This window comes from Dyella sp. OK004, from assembly GCF_900114495.1.
Lineage (GTDB): Bacteria > Pseudomonadota > Gammaproteobacteria > Xanthomonadales > Rhodanobacteraceae > Dyella_D.
In genome coordinates this window covers 1,525,764-1,544,385 of the sequence record NZ_FOZI01000001.1, presented here as the reverse complement: position 1 = coordinate 1,544,385, position 18,622 = coordinate 1,525,764, and the positions used below count along the sequence as shown (strand labels likewise).

At 63.2% G+C, this 18,622-nt stretch carries 17 protein-coding genes and 1 rRNA gene; 8 read left to right on the top strand and 10 right to left on the bottom strand.

The features are described from left to right. Positions 1-160 (bottom strand): 16S ribosomal RNA (locus BM338_RS06780); the annotation flags it as partial. Between the two features lie 470 nt (positions 161-630). Further along, a complete protein-coding gene (gene tyrS, locus BM338_RS06775) occupies positions 631-1,842 on the bottom strand; it encodes a tyrosine--tRNA ligase (protein WP_090450018.1) in 1,212 nt (403 codons plus the stop codon). Positions 1,843-2,024: 182 nt separating this feature from the next. Here tyrS and BM338_RS06770 point away from each other — a divergent pair, with 182 nt between their 5' ends. After that, positions 2,025-3,458: an OapA family protein gene (locus BM338_RS06770; protein WP_090450017.1), complete on the top strand. Its 1,434-nt coding sequence runs from the start codon at positions 2,025-2,027 to the stop codon at positions 3,456-3,458. Between the two features lie 13 nt (positions 3,459-3,471). Next, complete coding sequence (locus BM338_RS06765; RefSeq protein ID WP_090450016.1) at positions 3,472-4,590, top strand: anhydro-N-acetylmuramic acid kinase; 1,119 nt, start codon at positions 3,472-3,474, stop codon at positions 4,588-4,590. Here the strand turns inward: BM338_RS06765 and BM338_RS06760 are convergent. The 3 genes from BM338_RS06760 to BM338_RS06750 all read right to left on the bottom strand — a co-directional run bounded on the left by BM338_RS06760 (position 4,582) and on the right by BM338_RS06750 (position 7,112). Beyond that, the gene (locus BM338_RS06760) at positions 4,582-4,887 is read right to left on the bottom strand and encodes a hypothetical protein (protein WP_090450015.1); all 306 of its coding nucleotides are present in this window, start codon (positions 4,885-4,887) and stop codon (positions 4,582-4,584) included. The two genes, BM338_RS06765 and BM338_RS06760, sit on opposite strands and share 9 nt — an antisense overlap. A 136-nt stretch (positions 4,888-5,023) precedes the next feature. Further along, complete coding sequence (locus tag BM338_RS06755; protein ID WP_090450149.1) at positions 5,024-6,259, bottom strand: AmpG family muropeptide MFS transporter; 1,236 nt, start codon at positions 6,257-6,259, stop codon at positions 5,024-5,026. An 82-nt stretch (positions 6,260-6,341) separates the two neighbouring features. Beyond that, entirely contained in the window at positions 6,342-7,112 is a 771-nt protein-coding gene (locus BM338_RS06750) for an exodeoxyribonuclease III (RefSeq protein WP_090450014.1), read from the bottom strand. 35 nt (positions 7,113-7,147) lie between these two features. Here BM338_RS06750 and BM338_RS06745 point away from each other — a divergent pair, with 35 nt between their 5' ends. The 3 genes from BM338_RS06745 to BM338_RS06735 all read left to right on the top strand — a co-directional run bounded on the left by BM338_RS06745 (position 7,148) and on the right by BM338_RS06735 (position 9,070). Beyond that, positions 7,148-7,642, top strand: a complete 495-nt coding sequence (locus tag BM338_RS06745) for a GNAT family N-acetyltransferase (protein WP_090450013.1) — start codon at positions 7,148-7,150, stop codon at positions 7,640-7,642. Positions 7,643-7,666: 24 nt separating this feature from the next. After that, on the top strand, positions 7,667-8,314 hold the full coding sequence (pyrE, locus tag BM338_RS06740; protein ID WP_090450012.1) for an orotate phosphoribosyltransferase: 648 nt from the start codon (positions 7,667-7,669) through the stop codon (positions 8,312-8,314). Between the two features lie 105 nt (positions 8,315-8,419). Then, positions 8,420-9,070, top strand: a complete 651-nt coding sequence (locus tag BM338_RS06735) for a DUF4124 domain-containing protein (protein ID WP_090450011.1) — start codon at positions 8,420-8,422, stop codon at positions 9,068-9,070. A gap of 54 nt (positions 9,071-9,124) precedes the next feature. Here the strand turns inward: BM338_RS06735 and BM338_RS06730 are convergent, their stop codons facing one another. The 3 genes from BM338_RS06730 to coaBC are packed head-to-tail and all read right to left on the bottom strand — an operon-like array spanning position 9,125 to position 13,146. Beyond that, positions 9,125-11,446: a phosphomannomutase/phosphoglucomutase gene (locus BM338_RS06730; RefSeq protein ID WP_090450010.1), complete on the bottom strand. Its 2,322-nt coding sequence runs from the start codon at positions 11,444-11,446 to the stop codon at positions 9,125-9,127. A 24-nt stretch (positions 11,447-11,470) separates the two neighbouring features. Continuing rightward, positions 11,471-11,944 (bottom strand): dUTP diphosphatase, encoded by a 474-nt coding sequence (gene dut, locus BM338_RS06725; protein ID WP_255367203.1) that lies wholly within the window; start codon positions 11,942-11,944, stop codon positions 11,471-11,473. Then, positions 11,941-13,146 carry a bifunctional phosphopantothenoylcysteine decarboxylase/phosphopantothenate--cysteine ligase CoaBC gene (gene coaBC, locus BM338_RS06720; RefSeq protein ID WP_090450009.1) on the bottom strand — a complete coding sequence of 402 codons (1,206 nt, stop codon included), beginning with the start codon at positions 13,144-13,146 and terminating at the stop codon, positions 11,941-11,943. The genes dut and coaBC overlap by 4 nt, the downstream gene beginning before the upstream one ends. A 96-nt stretch (positions 13,147-13,242) precedes the next feature. Between coaBC and radC the strand changes: the two genes are divergently transcribed. The 3 genes from radC to BM338_RS06705 all read left to right on the top strand — a co-directional run bounded on the left by radC (position 13,243) and on the right by BM338_RS06705 (position 16,867). Further along, positions 13,243-13,914: a RadC family protein gene (radC, locus tag BM338_RS06715; RefSeq protein ID WP_090450008.1), complete on the top strand. Its 672-nt coding sequence runs from the start codon at positions 13,243-13,245 to the stop codon at positions 13,912-13,914. 538 nt (positions 13,915-14,452) lie between these two features. Continuing rightward, a complete protein-coding gene (argS, locus tag BM338_RS06710) occupies positions 14,453-16,141 on the top strand; it encodes an arginine--tRNA ligase (RefSeq protein WP_090450007.1) in 1,689 nt (562 codons plus the stop codon). Then, a complete protein-coding gene (locus BM338_RS06705; RefSeq protein ID WP_090450006.1) occupies positions 16,142-16,867 on the top strand; it encodes an SPOR domain-containing protein in 726 nt (241 codons plus the stop codon). It begins immediately after the preceding gene. A 69-nt stretch (positions 16,868-16,936) separates the two neighbouring features. Here BM338_RS06705 and BM338_RS06700 read toward each other — a convergent pair whose 3' ends face one another. Further along, a complete protein-coding gene (locus BM338_RS06700) occupies positions 16,937-17,251 on the bottom strand; it encodes a hypothetical protein (RefSeq protein WP_090450005.1) in 315 nt (104 codons plus the stop codon). A gap of 137 nt (positions 17,252-17,388) precedes the next feature. After that, the gene (locus BM338_RS06695) at positions 17,389-18,249 is read right to left on the bottom strand and encodes an NAD(P)-dependent oxidoreductase (protein ID WP_090450004.1); all 861 of its coding nucleotides are present in this window, start codon (positions 18,247-18,249) and stop codon (positions 17,389-17,391) included. Between the last annotated feature and the right edge of the window lie 373 nt (positions 18,250-18,622).

Below are 18,622 nucleotides of genomic sequence, written 5' to 3'. Positions count from 1 at the left end.
TCCCTACGTTATCCCCCACGTCTGGGCAGGTCCCGATGCATTACTCACCCGTCCGCCACTCGCCACCCACAGTATTGCTACTGCTGTGCTGCCGTTCGACTTGCATGTGTTAGGCATGCCGCCAGCGTTCAATCTGAGCCAGGATCAAACTCTTCACTTAAGTTTTCGACCGCATCCCCACCCGAAGGCAGGAACTTGATCTATCTTTCTGAAGCGTTAGTCCTAACCATAAAACGTCAAGCTTTTGAATTGACTCTTAGGTTAGACGCTTGCATATATGGACAGAGTTACCATCCACCGCAAGGCGCCCACACAAGTCACCTGCGCACACTGTCAAAGATCAATCACTTGCGACCATCTCTTCCGATCGCCCCGAGACGTTTCGTCCCGGGTGAGCCGCCCATTCTACATCGATCTTTCTGTCCGTCAACACCCGCCGAAAGTTTTTTTCAGTGGTGGTTGCCGTGCGAAGAAGATGCGTCGCGGCGGGGTGGCGAATACTAGGGAGGGGGTCCCACTTTGGCAAGAGATTTTGTGAAATTATTTTGAAGTTTTCCGTAAGCGCTTGTTCTTACATGAGGCGCATGCGAGCAGCGAGGCGAGTGAGCGGAAAATATCCGCCACTCAGGCTCAAGCGAGCTTCAAAGCAACACGGGCAAAGTTGCGCTTACCTACCTGCAGCACAGCCTCGAAGCCCGCCTCGAACACTCGCTGAGCATCCTCCACAACTTCTGTGTCGACGCGCACTGCACGCTCCTTGAGCTTGCGGTTCGCTTCCGAGTTGCTCGACGTAAGCCCCGCCGCCGTAAGCAATGCCGGGAGTCGGAGACCTTCCGCGGGCACAACGATCTCGGTCAGCGGCAGCAGATTGGTATCGCCCTCGCCACGCACCACGGCATGCCAGCCGGCGACAGCCTGCTCAGCAGCAGCCAATCCGTGGAAGCGCGCAGCCAGTTCGCGTGCGAGACGCAGCTTGGCGTCGCGCGGATTCAGAGCGCCGCTCTCTATGGCGCTCTTCATCTGTGCCATCTCGTCCAGCGACACCTCGAAGCTAAGCAGCTCGAACCAGCGCCACATCAGGTCGTCGCCGATCTTCATGGTCTTGGTGACCATATCGATCGCCGGCTCGTTGATGCCGATGTAGTTGCCCAGCGACTTGGACATCTTGTTGACGCCATCCAGGCCTTCCAGCAGCGGCATGGTCAGCACGATCTGTGGCGGCTGGCCGTGATGTTCCTGCAGCGCACGCCCCATAAGCAGATTGAATTTCTGGTCGGTGCCACCGAGTTCGACGTCGCACTTGAGTGCCACCGAGTCGTAACCCTGGACCAGCGGATACAGAAATTCATGGATCGCGATCGGTTGCTGCCCGGCATAGCGTTTGGCGAAGTCGTCGCGTTCAAGCATGCGTGCCACCGTATGCTGGGCCGCGAGCTTGATCATGTCGGCCGCAGTCATCTGGCCGAACCATTCGGAGTTGAAGCGCAGCTCGGTCTTGTCGCGATCGAGCACCTTGTAGACCTGCTCTGCGTAAGTTTCGGCATTAACCAGCACATCTTCACGCGTCAGCGGCTTACGAGTCACGTTCTTACCGGTGGGGTCGCCGATCATGCCGGTGAAGTCACCGATAAGAAAAATCACCTGGTGCCCCAGATCCTGGAACTGGCGCATCTTGTTCAACAACACCGTATGACCCAGGTGCAGGTCCGGTGCGGTCGGATCGAAGCCCGCCTTGATGCGCAGCGGACGCCCGCTCTTGAGCCGCTCGACCAATTCCTCTTGCTTGATGATCTCGTCGGCGCCTCGCGCAATGGTAGCCAGGGCCTGCTCAAGCTCGTTCATGTCGTCCTCAAATCTTGATTGTCTAGACAGCCAAACCACCGACGGCCGCCACGTCGCTGCGTTAATTGTGCGTTAATCGGAAAGATCGCGCAAACCATTGATGGAAAAGGCGTTGACGCCATTTACACATGGCCGTTATGGTACGCGGCATTACATAATTTGTACCGCGGGGCACGCAGGGCATGGGAGAGGAAACACAGATCGCGCGCGCGGCGCGCAAGCAGGCTATCCGCCGTAAGGCGCAGCGCCGGCACTCCCATTTCTACGAACGTTTCTCCCATTGGTCGTTCTGTAATCACGCTGACGCCGAGCCGATCCGCTGGCATCGCGAACGCTGGATGCTTGCCGGCACCGCAATGCTGATCACCGCACTTTCCGGCTTCATCATTCCCGCCTGGGCCAGCGCCATGCGCCCGGACCCGGCGCCCGCCGCCCACACCATGCTGCCGCTGGCCCTGCCCAAAGCGCTGCCAACCACCGTCCATGCTCCGACGGTGGAAGACTGGCACATCGTGCAGGTACAACCTGGCCAGACTCTGTCCGACATCTTCCAGAGCCAGGGCCTGAGCCTCACCGATCTGCAGCGCGTGATGGACGAAGCGCGCGATGCAAAGGCACTGCACAACATCCATCCTGGTCAGGAGTTCGACTTCCTGCTCGGCAGCGACGGTAGCCTGCGCGGCATCCGTTTCGACAAAGACGAATCCAATCGCGCCATCGTCCGTTTCGACGGTGACAAGCCCACGATGACCGCGCAGACGCGCGAAGTGGAGCGTCGCGAGCACGTGGTCCACGGCAGTATCGACAGCTCGCTGTTCGCCGCCGGCTCAAAGGCGGGCATGAGCAATGCAATGGTGCTCAAGCTAGCCGAACTCTTCAAATACGACATCGACTTTGTGCAGGACCTGCGCGAAGGCGACAGCTTCACCGTGATTTACGACGACGTATATCGCGATGGCGCTTACTTGCACGAGGGCGAGATCGTTGCCGCCGAGTTCGTGAACCAGGGTGACCGCTACACCGCCTACCGCTTCAAGAAGGACGACGGCAGCTACGGCTGGTTCAGTGAGGACGGCCGCCCGATCCAGAAATCGTTCCTGCGCATTCCGGTGGACTTCACCCGCATCTCCTCGCAGTTCAGCGCAGCGCGCATGCATCCGATTCTCGGCCGCATGCGCGCGCACCAAGGCGTGGACTACGCCGCGCCCACCGGCACGCCGATCCATGCGGCGGGCGATGGCGTGGTGAAGTTCAAGGGCTGGATGAATGGCTATGGCAACTTCGTGATCATTCAGCACAACAGCTCGATCAGTACGGCCTATGGCCACATGTCCAAGTTCGCCAACGTAAAGCTCGGACAGCACGTGAGCCAGGGCTCCGTGATCGGCTTTGTCGGTATGACCGGCCTCGCCACTGGTCCACACCTTCATTACGAATTCCGCGTCAACAACGTCCAGCGCGATCCGCAGAAGGTCACCCTGCCCAAGCCCGAACCCCTGCCTGGCGTGCAACTGGCTAAGTTCAAGTCGCAGGTGGTCCAGCCGCAACTGGCACGCCTCAAGGCGCTGGATGCGAACGTGAAGCTGGCTCGTGCCAGCGGCCGCAACGACGACTGAGCCCGGGTTACACGTGGATGACGCCGCAGCGCTTTATATCGGCCTGATTTCCGGCACCAGCGCCGACGGCATCGATGCCGCGCTGGTTCGCTTCGAGCAAAACCAACCGCAATTAGTGGCCGCGCTTACCCATCCGTGGCCGACGGAATTACGTACTCGCATTCTCGCTGTGGCGCAGGACGAAACCCGTCTCGATCTCGATGCTTATGGTCGGCTGGATGTCGCCATCGGCCAGTGCTTTGCGGAAGCCACGCAGCGCCTGCTTAAACACAACGGCACGCCGCCATCGGCCGTGCGCGCCGTTGGCTCGCACGGTCAAACCCTGCGGCACCGACCGCATGGCGAGCACCCCTTCACGCTCCAGATCGGCGACCCCTCGGTGATCGCCGAGCGTTGCGGTATCGATGTGGTCGCGGACTTCCGCCGCGCCGACGTCGCAGCCGGCGGCCAAGGCGCGCCCTTGCTGCCAGCCGTACATGCGATGCTGCTTTCCATCGCAGGGAAGACCCGCGTGGTACTCAACCTCGGCGGCATTGCGAACATCACCGTGCTGGGCGCCGATGGCCGAGTGTTCGGCTTCGACACCGGCCCTGCCAACGGGCTGATGGATGCCTGGTGCCTGCGCCATCGTGGCGAAGCGTTCGACCGTGACGGCGAGTTTGCACGCAGCGGTGTAGTGGATCGGGCCTTGCTTGCCGCATTGCTGGCAGATCCCTACTTTGCTCTGCCTCCGCCCAAAAGCACCGGCCGTGAGCATTTTCACCTGGCGTGGCTGGACGCTCATCCGCGTGTCGCCATGCTTGCTTTAGCCGACGTGCAAGCGACGCTACTGGAGTTTTCCGCGCGCAGCGTGGCCGAAGCGATCCAGCACTGCGCCCCGGATGCGGTCGATGTCCTTGCCTGTGGTGGCGGGGTGCACAACGGACTGTTGATGCGGCGACTCGCGGAATTACTGGCCCCGCGGACGGTAGAGAGCACGGCGAGCTACGGCGTAGATCCGGACTACCTGGAAGCCACCGCCTTTGCCTGGCTGGCGCGGCAACGCCTGTTGGGATTACCCGGCAACTTGCCGGCCGTTACCGGCGCGCGCGGGCCGCGCGTGCTGGGTGCTATCTATCCGGCTTCAGCCTAAGGGTTCGTCCAAGGCCAGGTTTGCCGGCGAAAGCTGCGTCGGTTGCGCCAGTGACAAGGCTTGAATGGCCTCCTGGAACGCCGCCTTCTCCCTGGCATCCCACTGGCCGCTCAGCACCGTCAGCTCACCAGGATCGAGCATGGTCTCGGCAAAGATGTTGCCCGTGGTCGCCATACCCAGACCGTGCCGCAATGCGTGCAGCACAACATCATTGATCGACCATTGCCTGTCTTTGGCCAACGACTTGATGCGCTCGGCCATCAGGCTGTCGATATGGCGAATGACGATGTCTGGCACAGGCGCTACTCCGCAATCCACGCATGGCCCCCTGATAGGGCATGGTGATCACGGCGCCGCCAGCTGGCAAGTCGGCCGTTTGGCTAAATTCGCGGCGTGGTTGGCAATCCCGGAATTTAGCCGGAAACCGGCACGCCTAGCCCGTTTCGCCTGCTTCCCGCGCCCGCTCGGCGCCCCGGTGATAGGGCCACAGATACAAGAACAGAAGAGTCGCCGGCAGGATCGCCACCACAGTGATGATGAAGTACGCGCCATAGCCCGTGGACATGGCGATGCCACCGGCAAAGAAACCCAGCAACTTGCCCGGCAAGTTCACCATCGAACTGAGTAGCGCGTACTGCGTAGCCGTGTGCTGGCGATTCACCAACGACGAAAGAAACGCCACCGTCGGTGGCCCCAGGATGCCTAGCGTCAGGTTCTCACAGGAGATGACCAGGGTCAGCACCAGCAGATTCCCGGGATGTGCGATCACCAGGAGGTACAGCAAGTTGGTCACGCCACAGAGCACGATGGTTACCCCTAGGGTGCGCCACGCACCCCAGCGCGCCACCGCCGCACCGCCAATAAACACGCCGACGATGCCAATCCATATGCCGTAGATCTTGGTGATGGTTCCGATCTCGGTCTTGGAGAAACCCATGTCGCGGTAGAACGGACTCATCACACCACCGATGGTCGCCTGCTCGGGAATCTTGAAGAGCAGGATGAACAACAATGTTACGCCGGCAATATGCCAGCCATAGCGGCGGAAGAAATCGGTGAAGGGGTCCACCACCGCCTCGCGCATAGCCTTGCTCCAGCTACGCGGCTTGACGCGAACCACGTCCGGCTCGCGCGACATCAGAGTGGTCGCGATTGGCAGGCTCATACCGATGGCCATGGCCACATAGACCCAGCTCCACGACACGTGGTCAGCCAGAATCAACGCGAATGCGCCAGCCACGATCAGCGCGATGCGATAGCCCAGCGAATATGTTGCTACCAACGCGCCCTGGGCTTCTACCGGTGCGATCTCAATGCGGTAAGCGTCCACCGCGATGTCCTGAGTGGCGCCGAAGAACGCCACCGTAAGCGTCGCGCCAACGAATGGCGCCAGCTGTGTCGGCGTCAGCGCCGCCATGGCGAGCAGCCCAGCCGTCACACCCAGCTGCGCGAATAACAACCAGCCGCGGCGCTGCCCGAGGCGCCGAAATCCAGGAAGCTTCCAATGATCGAGCAACGGTGCCCAGACAAACTTGAACGCGTAAGTCATACCCGCGCTCGCGATCATCGTGATGTCTTTCAGCTCGATGCCCTTTTCCTTGAGCCAGTACGCCAACGTACCGGCGACCAATAGAAAGGGCAGCCCGGACGAAAAGCCGAGCAGAAACATGGTCCAGGCCGCGGGCTGCGAAAACGCTCTCCACACTGACAGCCGCGCGGGCTTGGCCGCAGCGGCCGGTTTTGCCGCCATCTCAGTCGGCATAGTCGACAATAAACGGCGCGTGGTCGGAGAAACGTTCGTCGCGATAGACCGAGCAGGCTTTCAAGCGGTCGCGCAGCGAAGGCGTCACCACTTGGTAGTCGATGCGCCACCCCACATTGTTCTCACGGGCACGGCCGCGGTTGGACCACCAGGTGTATTCGACCGCCTCAGGCTTCAAAGCACGGAAACTGTCGACCCAACCACGCTGCTGGAACAACAGGTCCAGCCACGCACGCTCATCGGGAAGGCAACCGGAATTCTTCTGGTTGGAGCTCCAGTTCTTGATGTCGTTCTTGGTATGGACGATGTTCCAGTCGCCGCAGATCACGTAGTCGCGCCCGCTCTCCAGCCATTGCTGGAAGATCGGCGTGATCCATTCCATCACCTTGAACTTGAACTGCTGGCGCTCGTCGCCGGACGAACCGGATGGCACATATAGCGACACCACGCTGAGATTGCCGAAGCGCGCTTCGATATAGCGCCCCTCATTGTCGAATTCGTCCCAGCCCAGCTCGGTCAGCACTTTGTCCGGCTCGCGCTTGGCGTAAATCGCCACGCCGCTGTAGCCCTTCTTGCTGGTGGCATCGCGATAGAAGCAATGATGCCCATCGGGACGAAACATGGGGTCGCTGAGCTGATCCTCCTGCGCCTTGGTTTCCTGCAGGCAGACCACATCGGCCTTTTGCTTGCGAAGCCATTCGAACACGCCCTTGGTCGCGGCCGAGCGGATGCCGTTGGCGTTCAGGCTGATGATGCGCATGCGAGGTCCTCAGGTGATGCGTCATCATAGCAACCATGTCCGCCCTGCCAGCCATTCGCGTCACCCCTGTCGACGCCGCGCTTCGTTCCGCCGTACTCGGGTTGCACGTACAGCCAGAGCAGTACGCTTACGTCAGTCCCATCGACGTATCGCTGGCCGACGCCGAGCAATGTCCCGCCAGCACGCCGATGGCGATCCTGCACGGAGATACGCCGATGGGTTACTACCGCATCGAGCACAGCGCCCGCAGTGTGGCGGACCGCGATTTCGACGTGCCCGCGCTGGGACTGCGCTCGTTCTTTATCGACACCCGCTGGCAAGGCCGCGGCTTCGGCGCGCCCGCTCTCCAGGCGCTGTGCGGAGATCTGGCTACGCGACATCCAGACGCGCGCCTGCTGGTGCTGACCGTGAACTGCCGCAACCTCGCGGCATTGGCGCTCTACCAGCGTACCGGCTTCGTGGATAGCGGGGCGCTGTACCATGGCGGCCGTTCCGGACCGCAGCATCTGATGTGGCGCCCGCTCCCCTAGTTTCCCCTGCTTACGAGACCTGCCGTGCACGATTACCAGCGCGATTTCATTGAACTCACCCTGCAGCGCGAAGTGCTGCGTTTCGGTGAATTCACACTCAAATCCGGTCGCCAGAGTCCGTACTTTTTCAACATGGGCCGCATCGACTCCGGCGCAGCACTGGCACGCCTGGGCCGCGCATATGCCGCCGCCGTGGTGAATGCCGGACTTGAGGTCGACATGCTGTTTGGCCCTGCCTACAAGGGCATCGCGTTGGCGGCCGCCACAGCCATCGCGCTGGCCGACCACCATAGCCACGACCTGCCCTGGGCTTACAACCGCAAGGAAGCCAAAGACCACGGCGAAGGCGGCGTATTGGTTGGCGCACCGCTGAAGGGCCGCGTGCTGATCGTGGACGACGTGATGACCGCCGGCACCGCCGTGCGCGAATCGCTGGCGCTGATCCGTGCCCAAGGCGCCACGCCAGCCGGCGTATTGATTGCACTGGACCGCCAGGAACGTGGGCAGGGCTCGCTGTCCGCGGCGCAGGAGGTCACGGCCGAATTCGGCATTCCAGTGATCGCCATCACCAGCCTCGTCGATGTCATGACTTACGCAGGCGAGCGCCCAGAGCTGGCCAGCGAGCATGCGCGCCTGCAGGCCTATCGGGAGCGCTACGGCGTCAGCGCATGAATCCCTTCACTGGCCGCCGGAGAGAACCGCGTCACAGCGGCAACCTTGACGTCGCCGGAACCCGCGCTGGTGAAGGCTATACTCCCGCGCTCAAGGGGGAAGTCCATGCGTAAAGCCGGTTTCATGATCGCCACCGCCATACTGGCGGCCAGTTCGTTTACTGCGATGGCGCAGAGCAATCCGAACAGCAATGGCACGCGCTACAAATGGCGCGATGCCCAAGGTCTGCCGCACTACAGCGACAGCCTTACCACCGATGCCATCAAGTATGGCTACGACGTGGTCAATGACCGCGGCCTGGTGATCCAGCACATCGAGCGCCAGCTCAATCCTGAGGAACGCGCCGCCGCACGCAAGCAGGCTGACGAGCTGGCGGCACAGCAACGAGCCGCCCAGGAACGCGTCCGCAACGACTCGCAGATGTTGTCGGCCTATCCCAACGAGGCCGCCTATAAAGCCACGTTGCAACAGGAGCTGGACAACGTCGACCAGCAGATCAGTACGACTCGCCTCAACCTGCACAGCCAGGAAAAAGCGCTGACAGACCTACTGACCCGCGCTGGCGACCTCGAACGCGCCAAGCAACCGGTGCCGAAGTTCCTCAACGACAGCATCGCCAAACAGCGCAGCATCGTCGCCGGTCAACGCGGTGCACTGGATCGCCAGCAGGCCGCGCGCGACGCCGCTGCCCAGAAGATGGAGCAGCAACTGCAGCACTACCGCGAATTGAAGGCCGCTCAGGCCAAAGGCCAGTAGAAAAAACGCCACGCATCGCGTGGCGTTTCTTTTTGAAACGAAGCGGCTGCCGCCTTAGAACGGCAGCTTGAGCGCCGGATCGACCGCGTGCAGCCGTTCGCGGAACACGTTCTGGATGCGCTTGAGCGCAGCCTCGTTATCCGCGTCGAAACGCAGCACCAGGATCGGCGTGGTGTTGGACGGACGTACCAGTCCCCAGCCGTCCGGCCAGTCCGCGCGCACGCCGTCGATGGTGGTGAGCGCCGCATCGCCGAAGGTCGCGCTCTGGCGGAACTTCTCGATGAACTTGTAATGCTCCCCCTCTGCCATCTCGATCTTCAGCTCGGGCGTGGAAACACCCTTCGGGCACGTGGCGAAAATCGCTTCAGGCGTGCGCTCTTCTGGATCACTGGCGAGAATCTCGAGCAGGCGGGCCGCGGCGTAAATGCCGTCATCGAAGCCGTACCAGCGCTCCTTGAAGAAGAAGTGACCACTCATTTCGCCGGCCAACTCGGCACCGGTTTCGCGCATCTTGCTCTTGATCAGCGAGTGGCCGGTGCGCCACATCAGCGGACTGCCGCCAGCATCGAGAATCTGGCCTCTAAGGTGGCCGGTGCATTTCACGTCATAAATGATGGTGGCACCCGGCTGGCGCGACAACACGTCGCGCGCAAACAGCATCAGCGTGCGATCCGGGAAGATGATCTCGCCAGCCTTGGTGACTACGCCAAGGCGGTCGCCGTCACCATCGAAGGCCACACCCAGATCGGCGCCGGTGCTCTTCACGGCAAGGATCAGGTCTTCCAGGTTATGCGGATCCGACGGGTCCGGATGATGGTTCGGGAAAGTACCGTCCACATCGCAATACAGCTGGATCACCTCGCAGCCGATGCCTTCCAGCACCTGCGGCGCCACGGCGCCCGGGATGCCATTGCCGCAGTCGACCACGATCTTCATGCGGCGCTCGGCCTGCACGTCGGAGGTGATGCGCTCGATATAGTCCGGCACCACATCGATATGGCGCAGACTGCCCTTGCCGCCGCGCTCCAGTGCGTTGGAGGCAATGCGCTGATACAGATCCTGGATGGCGCCTTCGGACAGCGTTTCGCCACCGACCACGATCTTGAAACCGTTGTAATCGGGCGGGTTGTGGCTGCCGGTGACCGCCACACCGCTGCCGGTGTTGAAACGGTAGGCCGCGTAATAGACCACCGGGGTGGGCACCGCGCCGATGTCGATCACGTCGATGCCCGCTTCGCGCAGGCCGTCCGACAAGGCACCAGCCAGTTCGGGACCCGACAGGCGGCCATCGCGGCCCACCACGATCTCGTGCAGGCCTTTCTCGCGCATCACCGTACCGATCGCCTGGCCAAGCAGCTGGGCCACGTCCCGGGTCAGGCTCTTGCCGACCACGCCGCGCACGTCATAGGCGCGAAAGATGGTCGGATCCACGCTGACTGGCGCGGCCGGCGCCATCGCGGGCTTGGCGGGGCGGCTGGGTGCCGGCTTGGCCGGCTCGGGGGTGTTATCAATGACGTCGGACAAAATCGGTTCCTCGGGTTCGGTCTTGCGTTGGCCAGGCAAACGATCGCGCAGCCATAACAGGTAAGCGCCACCGCCCAATCCCAGCAGCGCCAGCAAGGCTGTCAGCGGCCAAAAACGCGGCAACAGGATGTAAGCGCCCGGCAAAGCCGCCACCACGTTGAGGGTGCTGCCGGCCACCGGCTTGCCTTGTGCCTCGTTGGTAGCGGATGCCGCACCATTGGCCAGCAGGCGCATATCGCCACGATTATCGCCCTGACGAAGCTCCAGTCTGCCCTCTGTCGGCAGAATGGCGTCAAAACGCGCCTGCATTGGTGCAAACGGCAGCTCGAACCAGGCCCAGGCCTGCGGTCGCTGCGCCGCGCCGACCGGCAACACCAGGGTGAGGCGACGATCGTTCCCACCTTTGGCCATGGTCTGTGCCAGCGTGGCGCCATCCGCGGTCTGCGCCGCCATCAGCTGCGCCGCCTTGGCATAGCCGAACTCGCGGTAGTTGGCATGTAGCACTTCGTCGAGGCTACCGCTGAAGAATTCCAGCACTTGGATCTGCGGCAGCTTGCTGCGTAGCGATGCCGCGGCCTGCGCGGGGGCGGCCTGCAGGGTCGCGGGATCCAGTCCGGCCAGGGCATGTTCCAGCACACCGCGTTCTTCAGCGAGTTCGCCCGCCATGGCCTGCACGACCTGATCCTGCGCCAGGTGCACACGGGCAATCGCGCTGTCTTCGTCGGCGATCAACCAGGTCTGCCAAGCACAGAACAAGCCCAGCAACATCAGCAGCGTGCCGGCTGCGAGCCATAACAGGCGCCGCCAGTCGATCTGCCGGCCGCGCAGCCCCCTTGCGATGTCTATCGCCATACCCTGTCCCCTACAGGTGGTGATTCAGTTAACGCCCGTCGAACCAAAACCGCCTTCGCCCCGCTGCGATGGCGCGAATTCCGTCACTACGTTCAAGCGCGCCTGCGCCACCGGCACCAGCAGCAGCTGGGCGATACGATCGCCTACTTCGATCGTGTAAGGCTGCGTGCCGCGGTTCCAGCAGGAAATCATCAGCGGACCCTGGTAGTCGGCGTCGATCACGCCCACTAGATTGCCCATCACCAGACCATGCTTATGGCCCAGCCCCGAGCGCGGCACGATCAGGGCGCACCAGCCGGGGTCGCCAATATGGATGGCGATGCCACTGGGCACCAGGGCGCTTTCGCCAGGCGCCAGGGTAAGCGGCGCATCGACAGCCGCGCGCAGATCCATACCGGCACTACCGATAGTGGCCGCCTGCGGCAACGGGATGCTTTGGCCCAGGCGCGGGTCGAGAATTTTCAGCTCGACGTCGACCGCCGATGACCTCACCGTCACTGGCGCACCGCCTTGTAGCGCTGCGCAACCTGCGCGACGAGCTGGTGCGCAAGCTCGGTCTTGCTGGCGCGCGGCAACTCTACCGAGCCGCCGGCCCAGTACAGGTTCAATGCGTTGTCGGCCGCCTCGAAACCGAGGCCGTCCCCCACCTGGTTGGCGGCGATCATGTCCAATCCTTTGCGTTGCAATTTGTCCTGCGCATAGGACGCCACATCATGCGTTTCCGCGGCGAATCCGACCAGGAAGGGGTGCACGGTTTGCGCAGAAAGACTGGTCAGGATGTCCGGATTCTCGGCCAGCTCCAGGGTCAGCCCGGCGCCGTCGTGCTTCTTGAGCTTCTGAGAGGCGACTGTGGAGGGGCGATAGTCACCCACCGCCGCGGCACCCACATAGATATCCGCCTGCGTGGCCGATGCCAGCACCGCAGCGTGCATCTCGGCAGCGCTGCGCACATCAATGCGACGCGCGACGCCGGGCGGCGTGGCCAGGGTCACCGGGCCGGCCACCAGAGTCACCGCCGCGCCAGCCTGCGCCGCGGCCTCGGCCACGGCGAAGCCCATGCGACCGGAGCTGCGGTTGCCGATGAAACGCACCGGGTCGATGTCTTCGTAGGTCGGCCCCGCGCTCACAACCACCTTCAACCCGCGCAGCATCTCGCTGCCAAAGGAAGCCACCAGCGCCTCACGCACCTCCAGCGGCTCGAGCATGCGACCGGAACCGATGTCGCCGCAGGCCTGGTCGCCCGAGGCCGGCCCAAGCAAGTGCACGCCACGGCGACGCAAAGTCGCCACGTTTTCCTGCACCGCCTGATGCGCCCACATCTGCTGGTTCATCGCCGGTGCCACATAGAGCGGCGCGGCACTGGCCAGGCACAGCGTGGTCAGCAGGTCGCTGGCCATGCCATGCGCGAGGCGCGCGATCAGGTCGGCGCTGGCCGGCGCGATGATGATCCGCTCAGCCCAGCGCGCCAGCTCGATATGACCCATCGCCATCTCGGCCTGTTCGTCCCACAGACTCACCCGCACCGCTTGGCCGGACAATGCCTGGAAGGTGGTGGCGCTGACGAAATGGGTGGCGCCCTTGGTCATGGCTACGCGCACGTCGGCGCCGAGGTCACGCAGGCGGCGGACCAGCTCGCAGGACTTGTAGGCGGCGATGCCGCCCGACACGCCGAGCAGGATGCGGCGATTGGCAAGTTGCATGTAAGACGGGCCTGACAAACGGGCAGATGCGTAGCTTACCGGATTCACTTCACTCCACTGCTGCCCGGACGCACCGCGATCCGGCACGCTGGGCTCATGAGTATTCGTGACTGGCCGGAGGGCGAACGCCCCCGCGAAAAACTCCTGCGCTGCGGCACCCACGGGCTTTCCGACGCCGAGTTGATCGCCGTGCTACTGGGCAGCGGCGTACGCGGCAAGGACGCCATCACTCTGGGGCGCGAGCTGATCGGCAACGCCGGCGGCCTCCACGCCTTGCTTGCCGACCCCGACCACACCACGCAAAGCCCCGGCATCGGCCCTGCCAAACGGGCTCGCCTGGTCGCCGCACTGGAGCTGGCCCGGCGCTCGCTGGGCGAACAGCTCACCCTCGGCGCCGGCCTGCGCAACCCACGCGACAGCGGCGACTACCTGCGCGCCCGCCTGCGGCATTTGCCGTACGAAGTGTTCGCCTGTCTGTATCTGGATAACCGGCACCGTGTTCTGGCCTTCGAAGAGCTGTTCCGCGGCACGGTGGACGGCGCCAGTGTGCATCCACGCGAAGTGGTCCGCGCCTGTCTCAAGCACAACGCCAGCGCGGTGATCCTGGCGCATAACCACCCGTCGGGCGTGGCCGAGCCCAGCAGCGCTGACCGCGCCATCACTCGCGCACTGCGCGATGCCTTGCAGCTGGTGGACGTGCGTGTGCTCGACCACTTGGTCATCGGTGCTGACGAGCCGGTTTCGATGGCAGCGCTGGGGATGCTCTAAGCCCTGTCCTCCGACTTCGTGCAGCTCGCTGCTTTCCTGGGGACTGGCGCCAACTCCGGAAAGAACAACGGCGCGGTTGGGGACCGCGCCGTTAGGCCGTTTTTGGGGAGGGTGAGAGTGACGGCATCTCGCGTACCCCGTCCGCGGGGAGGGTGCTTGGGGGTACGGGCGGCATTGTCGCGGCGCCGCATGACAGGAGCATGACGTCACCCATGGTGCAAGCGCCAACTTTGGGACGGCCCAACTTATGCACACGGACGCAAAAACGGCCCTTGCCGGCCACCTTGTGTCGAAGCCATCAGATTGTCTCTCTAACTATTTGATTAGATAGAATTATTTTCATGACACTTGCATTTCCGCTCGGGAAATCGCGCTACACGTTCGCCGCGCGCCAGCTTTCCTCACAGACTTATCCACAGGCCAGGCGCTCGCAACGCAGCACGCGGAGAAGCCGCGCCAGTGCAACCGCTTTCGTGTGGGGAGACGGTGATGTGGCTCTGATACGATTACTGGTTCCATCGAAGCCCGACCCATTCCCGTGAAACAACCGCTGCGCGACTTGCTGCTGCAGGCTATCCGTACCCTGCAGAACGACTCCACCCTGCCCGCCGAGCTCGAAGTGCCGAACTTCGTGATTGAGCGCACGCGCAACCGCGACCACGGCGACTTCGCCAGCAACGCGGCCATGCTGCTGGCCAAGCCGGCCCGCGCTAAGCCGCGCGAACTGGCGGAAAAGCTGGTCGCTGCGCTGCCGGCCAATGACCTGGTGGCCAAAGTGGAAATCGCCGGTCCGGGCTTCATCAACTTCTTCCTGGCACCGGGTGCCTATCACGCCGAGGTGCGTCGCATCCTGGCAGAAGGCGACGCTTACGGTCGCAACACCAGCGGCAACGGCGTCACCGCCGGCGTGGAATTCGTCTCGGCCAACCCGACCGGCCCCCTGCATGTCGGCCACGGCCGCGCGGCGGCCATCGGCGACTGCCTGAGCCGCCTGCTCGACGCCAACGGCTGGGCCGTGAAGCGCGAGTTCTATTACAACGACGCCGGCGTGCAGATCCAGAACCTGGCCATCTCCACCCAGGCGCGCGCCCGCGACCTCGGCCCTGGCGATGCCGGCTGGCCGGAGGACGGCTATCGCGGTGACTACATTGCCGACGTGGCCAAGGCCTATATGGCCGGCGAATCGGTGGTGGCCGACGGCCACACCATCACGGGCGCCAAGAACGTCGAAGACCTCGACGCCATCCGCCAGTTCGCCGTGGCCAGCCTGCGCCGCGAGCAGGACCTGGACCTGCAGGCCTTCGGCGTCGGGTTCGACACTTACTTCCTTGAGTCGTCGCTGTACTCGGATGGCAAGGTCGAGGAGACCGTGCGCGAGCTGGTCGCCCACGGCCATACCTATGAGGAAGGTGGCGCGCTGTGGCTGCGCACCACCGATTTCGGTGACGACAAGGACCGCGTGATGCGCAAGTCCGACGGCACCTACACCTACTTCCTACCCGACGTGGCCTACCACCGCAGCAAGTGGCTGCGCGGCTACGTGCGCGCCATCACCGAACTGGGCTCGGATCACCACGGTTCGCTCGCCCGCGTAAAGGCTGGCCTGCAGGCGCTGGACTGCGGCATCCCTAAGGGCTGGCCGGAATACGTGCTGCACCAGATGGTGACGGTGATGCGCGGCGGCGAAGAGGTGAAGATCTCCAAGCGCGCCGGCAGCTACGTCACTCTGCGCGACCTGATCGATGAAGTCGGCAAAGATGCAACGCGCTACTTCCTGATATCGCGCAAGGCCGATTCGCAACTGGTGTTCGACATCGACCTGGCTCGCTCGCAGAGCAACGACAACCCGGTCTACTACATCCAGTACGCCCACGCGCGCGTATGCAGCGTGCTGCGTCAGGCCGGCGAGAAAGGGTTCACCTTCGATCTGCAAAATGGTTTGACCCAGCTGGCGCGGCTGGACAACGAGCACGAGCAGATCCTGCTGACCGAACTGTCGAAGTATCCGGAGCAGGTCGAGGCTTCCGCGGTGAACCTCGAGCCGCACGTGATCGCGAACTGGCTGCGCGAGCTGGCGAACGCATTCCACACGTACTACAACTCGTACCAGTTCCTGGTGGAAGACAAGGACCTGCGCGACGCGCGCCTCGCCCTGGTGGTGGCGGCACGGCAGGTACTCAGGAACGGTCTGGATTTGCTGGGCCTCAGCGCCCCGGAGAGCATGTAAATGGCAGCACGCAAGGGCAAAGGCCGTCAGGCCGTGCGCAACAACGGCGGTGGGTTCCCGGCCTGGGGCTGGGCCGTTATCGGCATCCTGGTGGGTGCCGTGCTGATGTTCGCCATGCGCGGCAAACTGCCGATGGGTACGCGGCCCGGCGATGCTCCGCAGCCGAACGCGCAAGCCACGGCACAGCACGGTAGCGATGCCGGCGCTGTCGAACCGGCCGCCACCGAATCCGCGCCGGCGCCGAAGAAGCCGCAGTTTGATTTCTATTCGGTGCTGTCGGAAAAGGAAGTACGCATCCCGGACGCGGTGATCAGCGCCCAGGCTCGCGCCGAGCAGCAGAAACAGCAGCAGCTTGCGCAGCAACAGGCCCAGGCGGCACAACAGGCGCAGCAACAGGCCGCCGCGCAACGCCCGCCCGCCAACACGCCGACTGCCGTGACTGAGAACGTCACCGCCGCACCCGCGCCGGCTGCTCCGCCGGCGGCGTCGGGCGGTGGTTATCTGCTGCAGGTCGGCGCCTTCCCGAGCGCCGCGGACGCGGAAAGCCTGAAGGCCAAGCTGGCCTTGCAGGGTTTTGTCGCCAACGTGGCCTCGGTCAACGTCAACGGCCAGACCTACAACCGCGTGCGCCTCGGTCCGTTCAAGTCGGCGACCGAGCTGGAGTCGACCAAGCAGCGCCTGTCTTCGGCCGGTATCAATGCCATTGCCTTGAAGGAAGGCAGGTAAAGCGAACCGCTACGGCAAACAAACATGCTGAAACAACAAGGGCGCCGATGGCGCCCTTGTTGTTTGGAATCACGTAGTCGATTTGCCCATCTTCGATTTGATCAATCCGATGATGATCATCAGGATGGCGCCGCCCACGCCGCCGCCGCCGACTTGCGTCAGGATGGATGAGAGATCCATCCCTCCTCCGGCCGCTCCCGCAGCCGCTGCTCCCGCTCCACCGCCAAGCACGGCGGACAGAATCTGTCCCCCGATACCGCCGCCGACGATGCCGGCCAACGAATTGCCAAGCGTGCCAAGGTTGAAGTTCTTGAGTGCCGCGCCGGCGACATTGCCGCCAACGGCGCCACTGACCAATTGAACAACCAAGCTGGCTATATCCATGATCCCCTCTCAGTGCAAAGTGGAGAACGGCTTGCATTCCTGCCACGGCACAGCGTCCTACCCCCGCGCAGGCGCGCCACCTATATACCCAAGCGTACCGGGCGGCAAGCCGCCGCCCGGCCTGGCGATCATGCTCCTCAGCCCTTTCGCTTGAGGCGAATCAAGGCCGAGATATCGTCGTCGCCATAGCCCTGGCTCATCAGCTCGGCGTAATCGGCCAGCGACTTCTCGATCACTGTGCGATCCGTGCCGGCGGCTTCAGCAATGCCATGCACAATGCCCAGATCCTTATGCAGCAGCGCGAGCTTGAATCCGACACTGAACTCGTTGCGCAGCATGGTGGCGCCACGCTTCTCCAGGAACCAGCTGCCAGCCGCGCCGGCGCCCAGCGTCGGCAACAGGTGTTCAGCCTCCAGACCCAGCGCCTCACCAAGCGCAAGGCCTTCGCACACCGCCTGCGCAATGCCCGCCACCAACACTTGATTCACCGCCTTGGTCGCCTGCCCCGCGCCGACCGCGCCTAGATGCGTCACACGCAGCGCGTACGCTTCCAGCACCGGCCGCGCTTTCTCCAATACCTGCGCGTCACCACCCACCATCACCGAAAGCTTGCCGTTCTTCGCACCCTCAACGCCGCCGGAAACCGGCGCATCCAGAAAACCCACCCCAACCGCCGCCAGCCTCGCCGCCGCCTGCTTCGCGGTGTCGGGAGAAACCGTGGAGTGATCGACCACCACCGCGCCCTTTTTCAGATGCGGCGCCAACGCATCCACCGTGGCAAGCACATCCGCGTCAGCCGTCACACACAGTGCGACCACATCACACTGCGCCGCCAACTCCGCCAGTGAAGGCGCTAGCACCCCCAACTCCCGCGCCAGAGCATCCGCCTTCGACTGCGTGCGATTAGCCACCGCATACAACAGCCCCTTCGACTTCAGATGCCCCGCCATCGGCGCACCCATCGCACCGAGCCCGATAAATGCCGCCTTGAGAGTCATTGAAGTTTCCTTAGGAGATATAAAGCGAACGCATCGCAATGGAGCTCGCGATTTGGACGTCTATAGTAAATGAGGTGCGAGGCAAAGTTCTCTTTACTTGGGCTCTTGCCTTTGACCTTCGCCCCTGTGCGGCCGTGAGGGATGGGCGATCAAGATTGAAGAAGGCTATCCCAACGCCTGACACTGGAAAAGTGTGTAGCTACAGAGCACACCGCCTGCTCTCAGGCCATTTCTCTTTGGTTACTTTCTCTTTGGGCCAGCAAAGAGAAAGTGACCCGGACCGCGGCAGCGGTTCGGAAGCCCGCCGCAGGCGAGCCAGAGCACGCAGACGCTAAGACCGAGCGACAACGCCACTGGATGACCAGCTTCGCTG

Coding starts and splice junctions, on each gene's coding strand:
- tyrS (WP_090450018.1), bottom strand. CDS start 1,842: ATGAACGAGCTTGAGCAGGCCCTGGCTACCATTGCGCGAGGCGCCGAC.
- BM338_RS06770 (WP_090450017.1), top strand. CDS start 2,025: ATGGGAGAGGAAACACAGATCGCGCGCGCGGCGCGCAAGCAGGCTATC.
- BM338_RS06755 (WP_090450149.1), bottom strand. CDS start 6,259: ATGTTTCTGCTCGGCTTTTCGTCCGGGCTGCCCTTTCTATTGGTCGCC.
- BM338_RS06750 (WP_090450014.1), bottom strand. CDS start 7,112: ATGCGCATCATCAGCCTGAACGCCAACGGCATCCGCTCGGCCGCGACC.
- BM338_RS06745 (WP_090450013.1), top strand. CDS start 7,148: ATGTCCGCCCTGCCAGCCATTCGCGTCACCCCTGTCGACGCCGCGCTT.
- BM338_RS06735 (WP_090450011.1), top strand. CDS start 8,420: ATGCGTAAAGCCGGTTTCATGATCGCCACCGCCATACTGGCGGCCAGT.
- BM338_RS06730 (WP_090450010.1), bottom strand. CDS start 11,446: ATGGCGATAGACATCGCAAGGGGGCTGCGCGGCCGGCAGATCGACTGG.
- coaBC (WP_090450009.1), bottom strand. CDS start 13,146: ATGCAACTTGCCAATCGCCGCATCCTGCTCGGCGTGTCGGGCGGCATC.
- radC (WP_090450008.1), top strand. CDS start 13,243: ATGAGTATTCGTGACTGGCCGGAGGGCGAACGCCCCCGCGAAAAACTC.
- BM338_RS06705 (WP_090450006.1), top strand. CDS start 16,142: ATGGCAGCACGCAAGGGCAAAGGCCGTCAGGCCGTGCGCAACAACGGC.
- BM338_RS06700 (WP_090450005.1), bottom strand. CDS start 17,251: ATGGATATAGCCAGCTTGGTTGTTCAATTGGTCAGTGGCGCCGTTGGC.
- BM338_RS06695 (WP_090450004.1), bottom strand. CDS start 18,249: ATGACTCTCAAGGCGGCATTTATCGGGCTCGGTGCGATGGGTGCGCCG.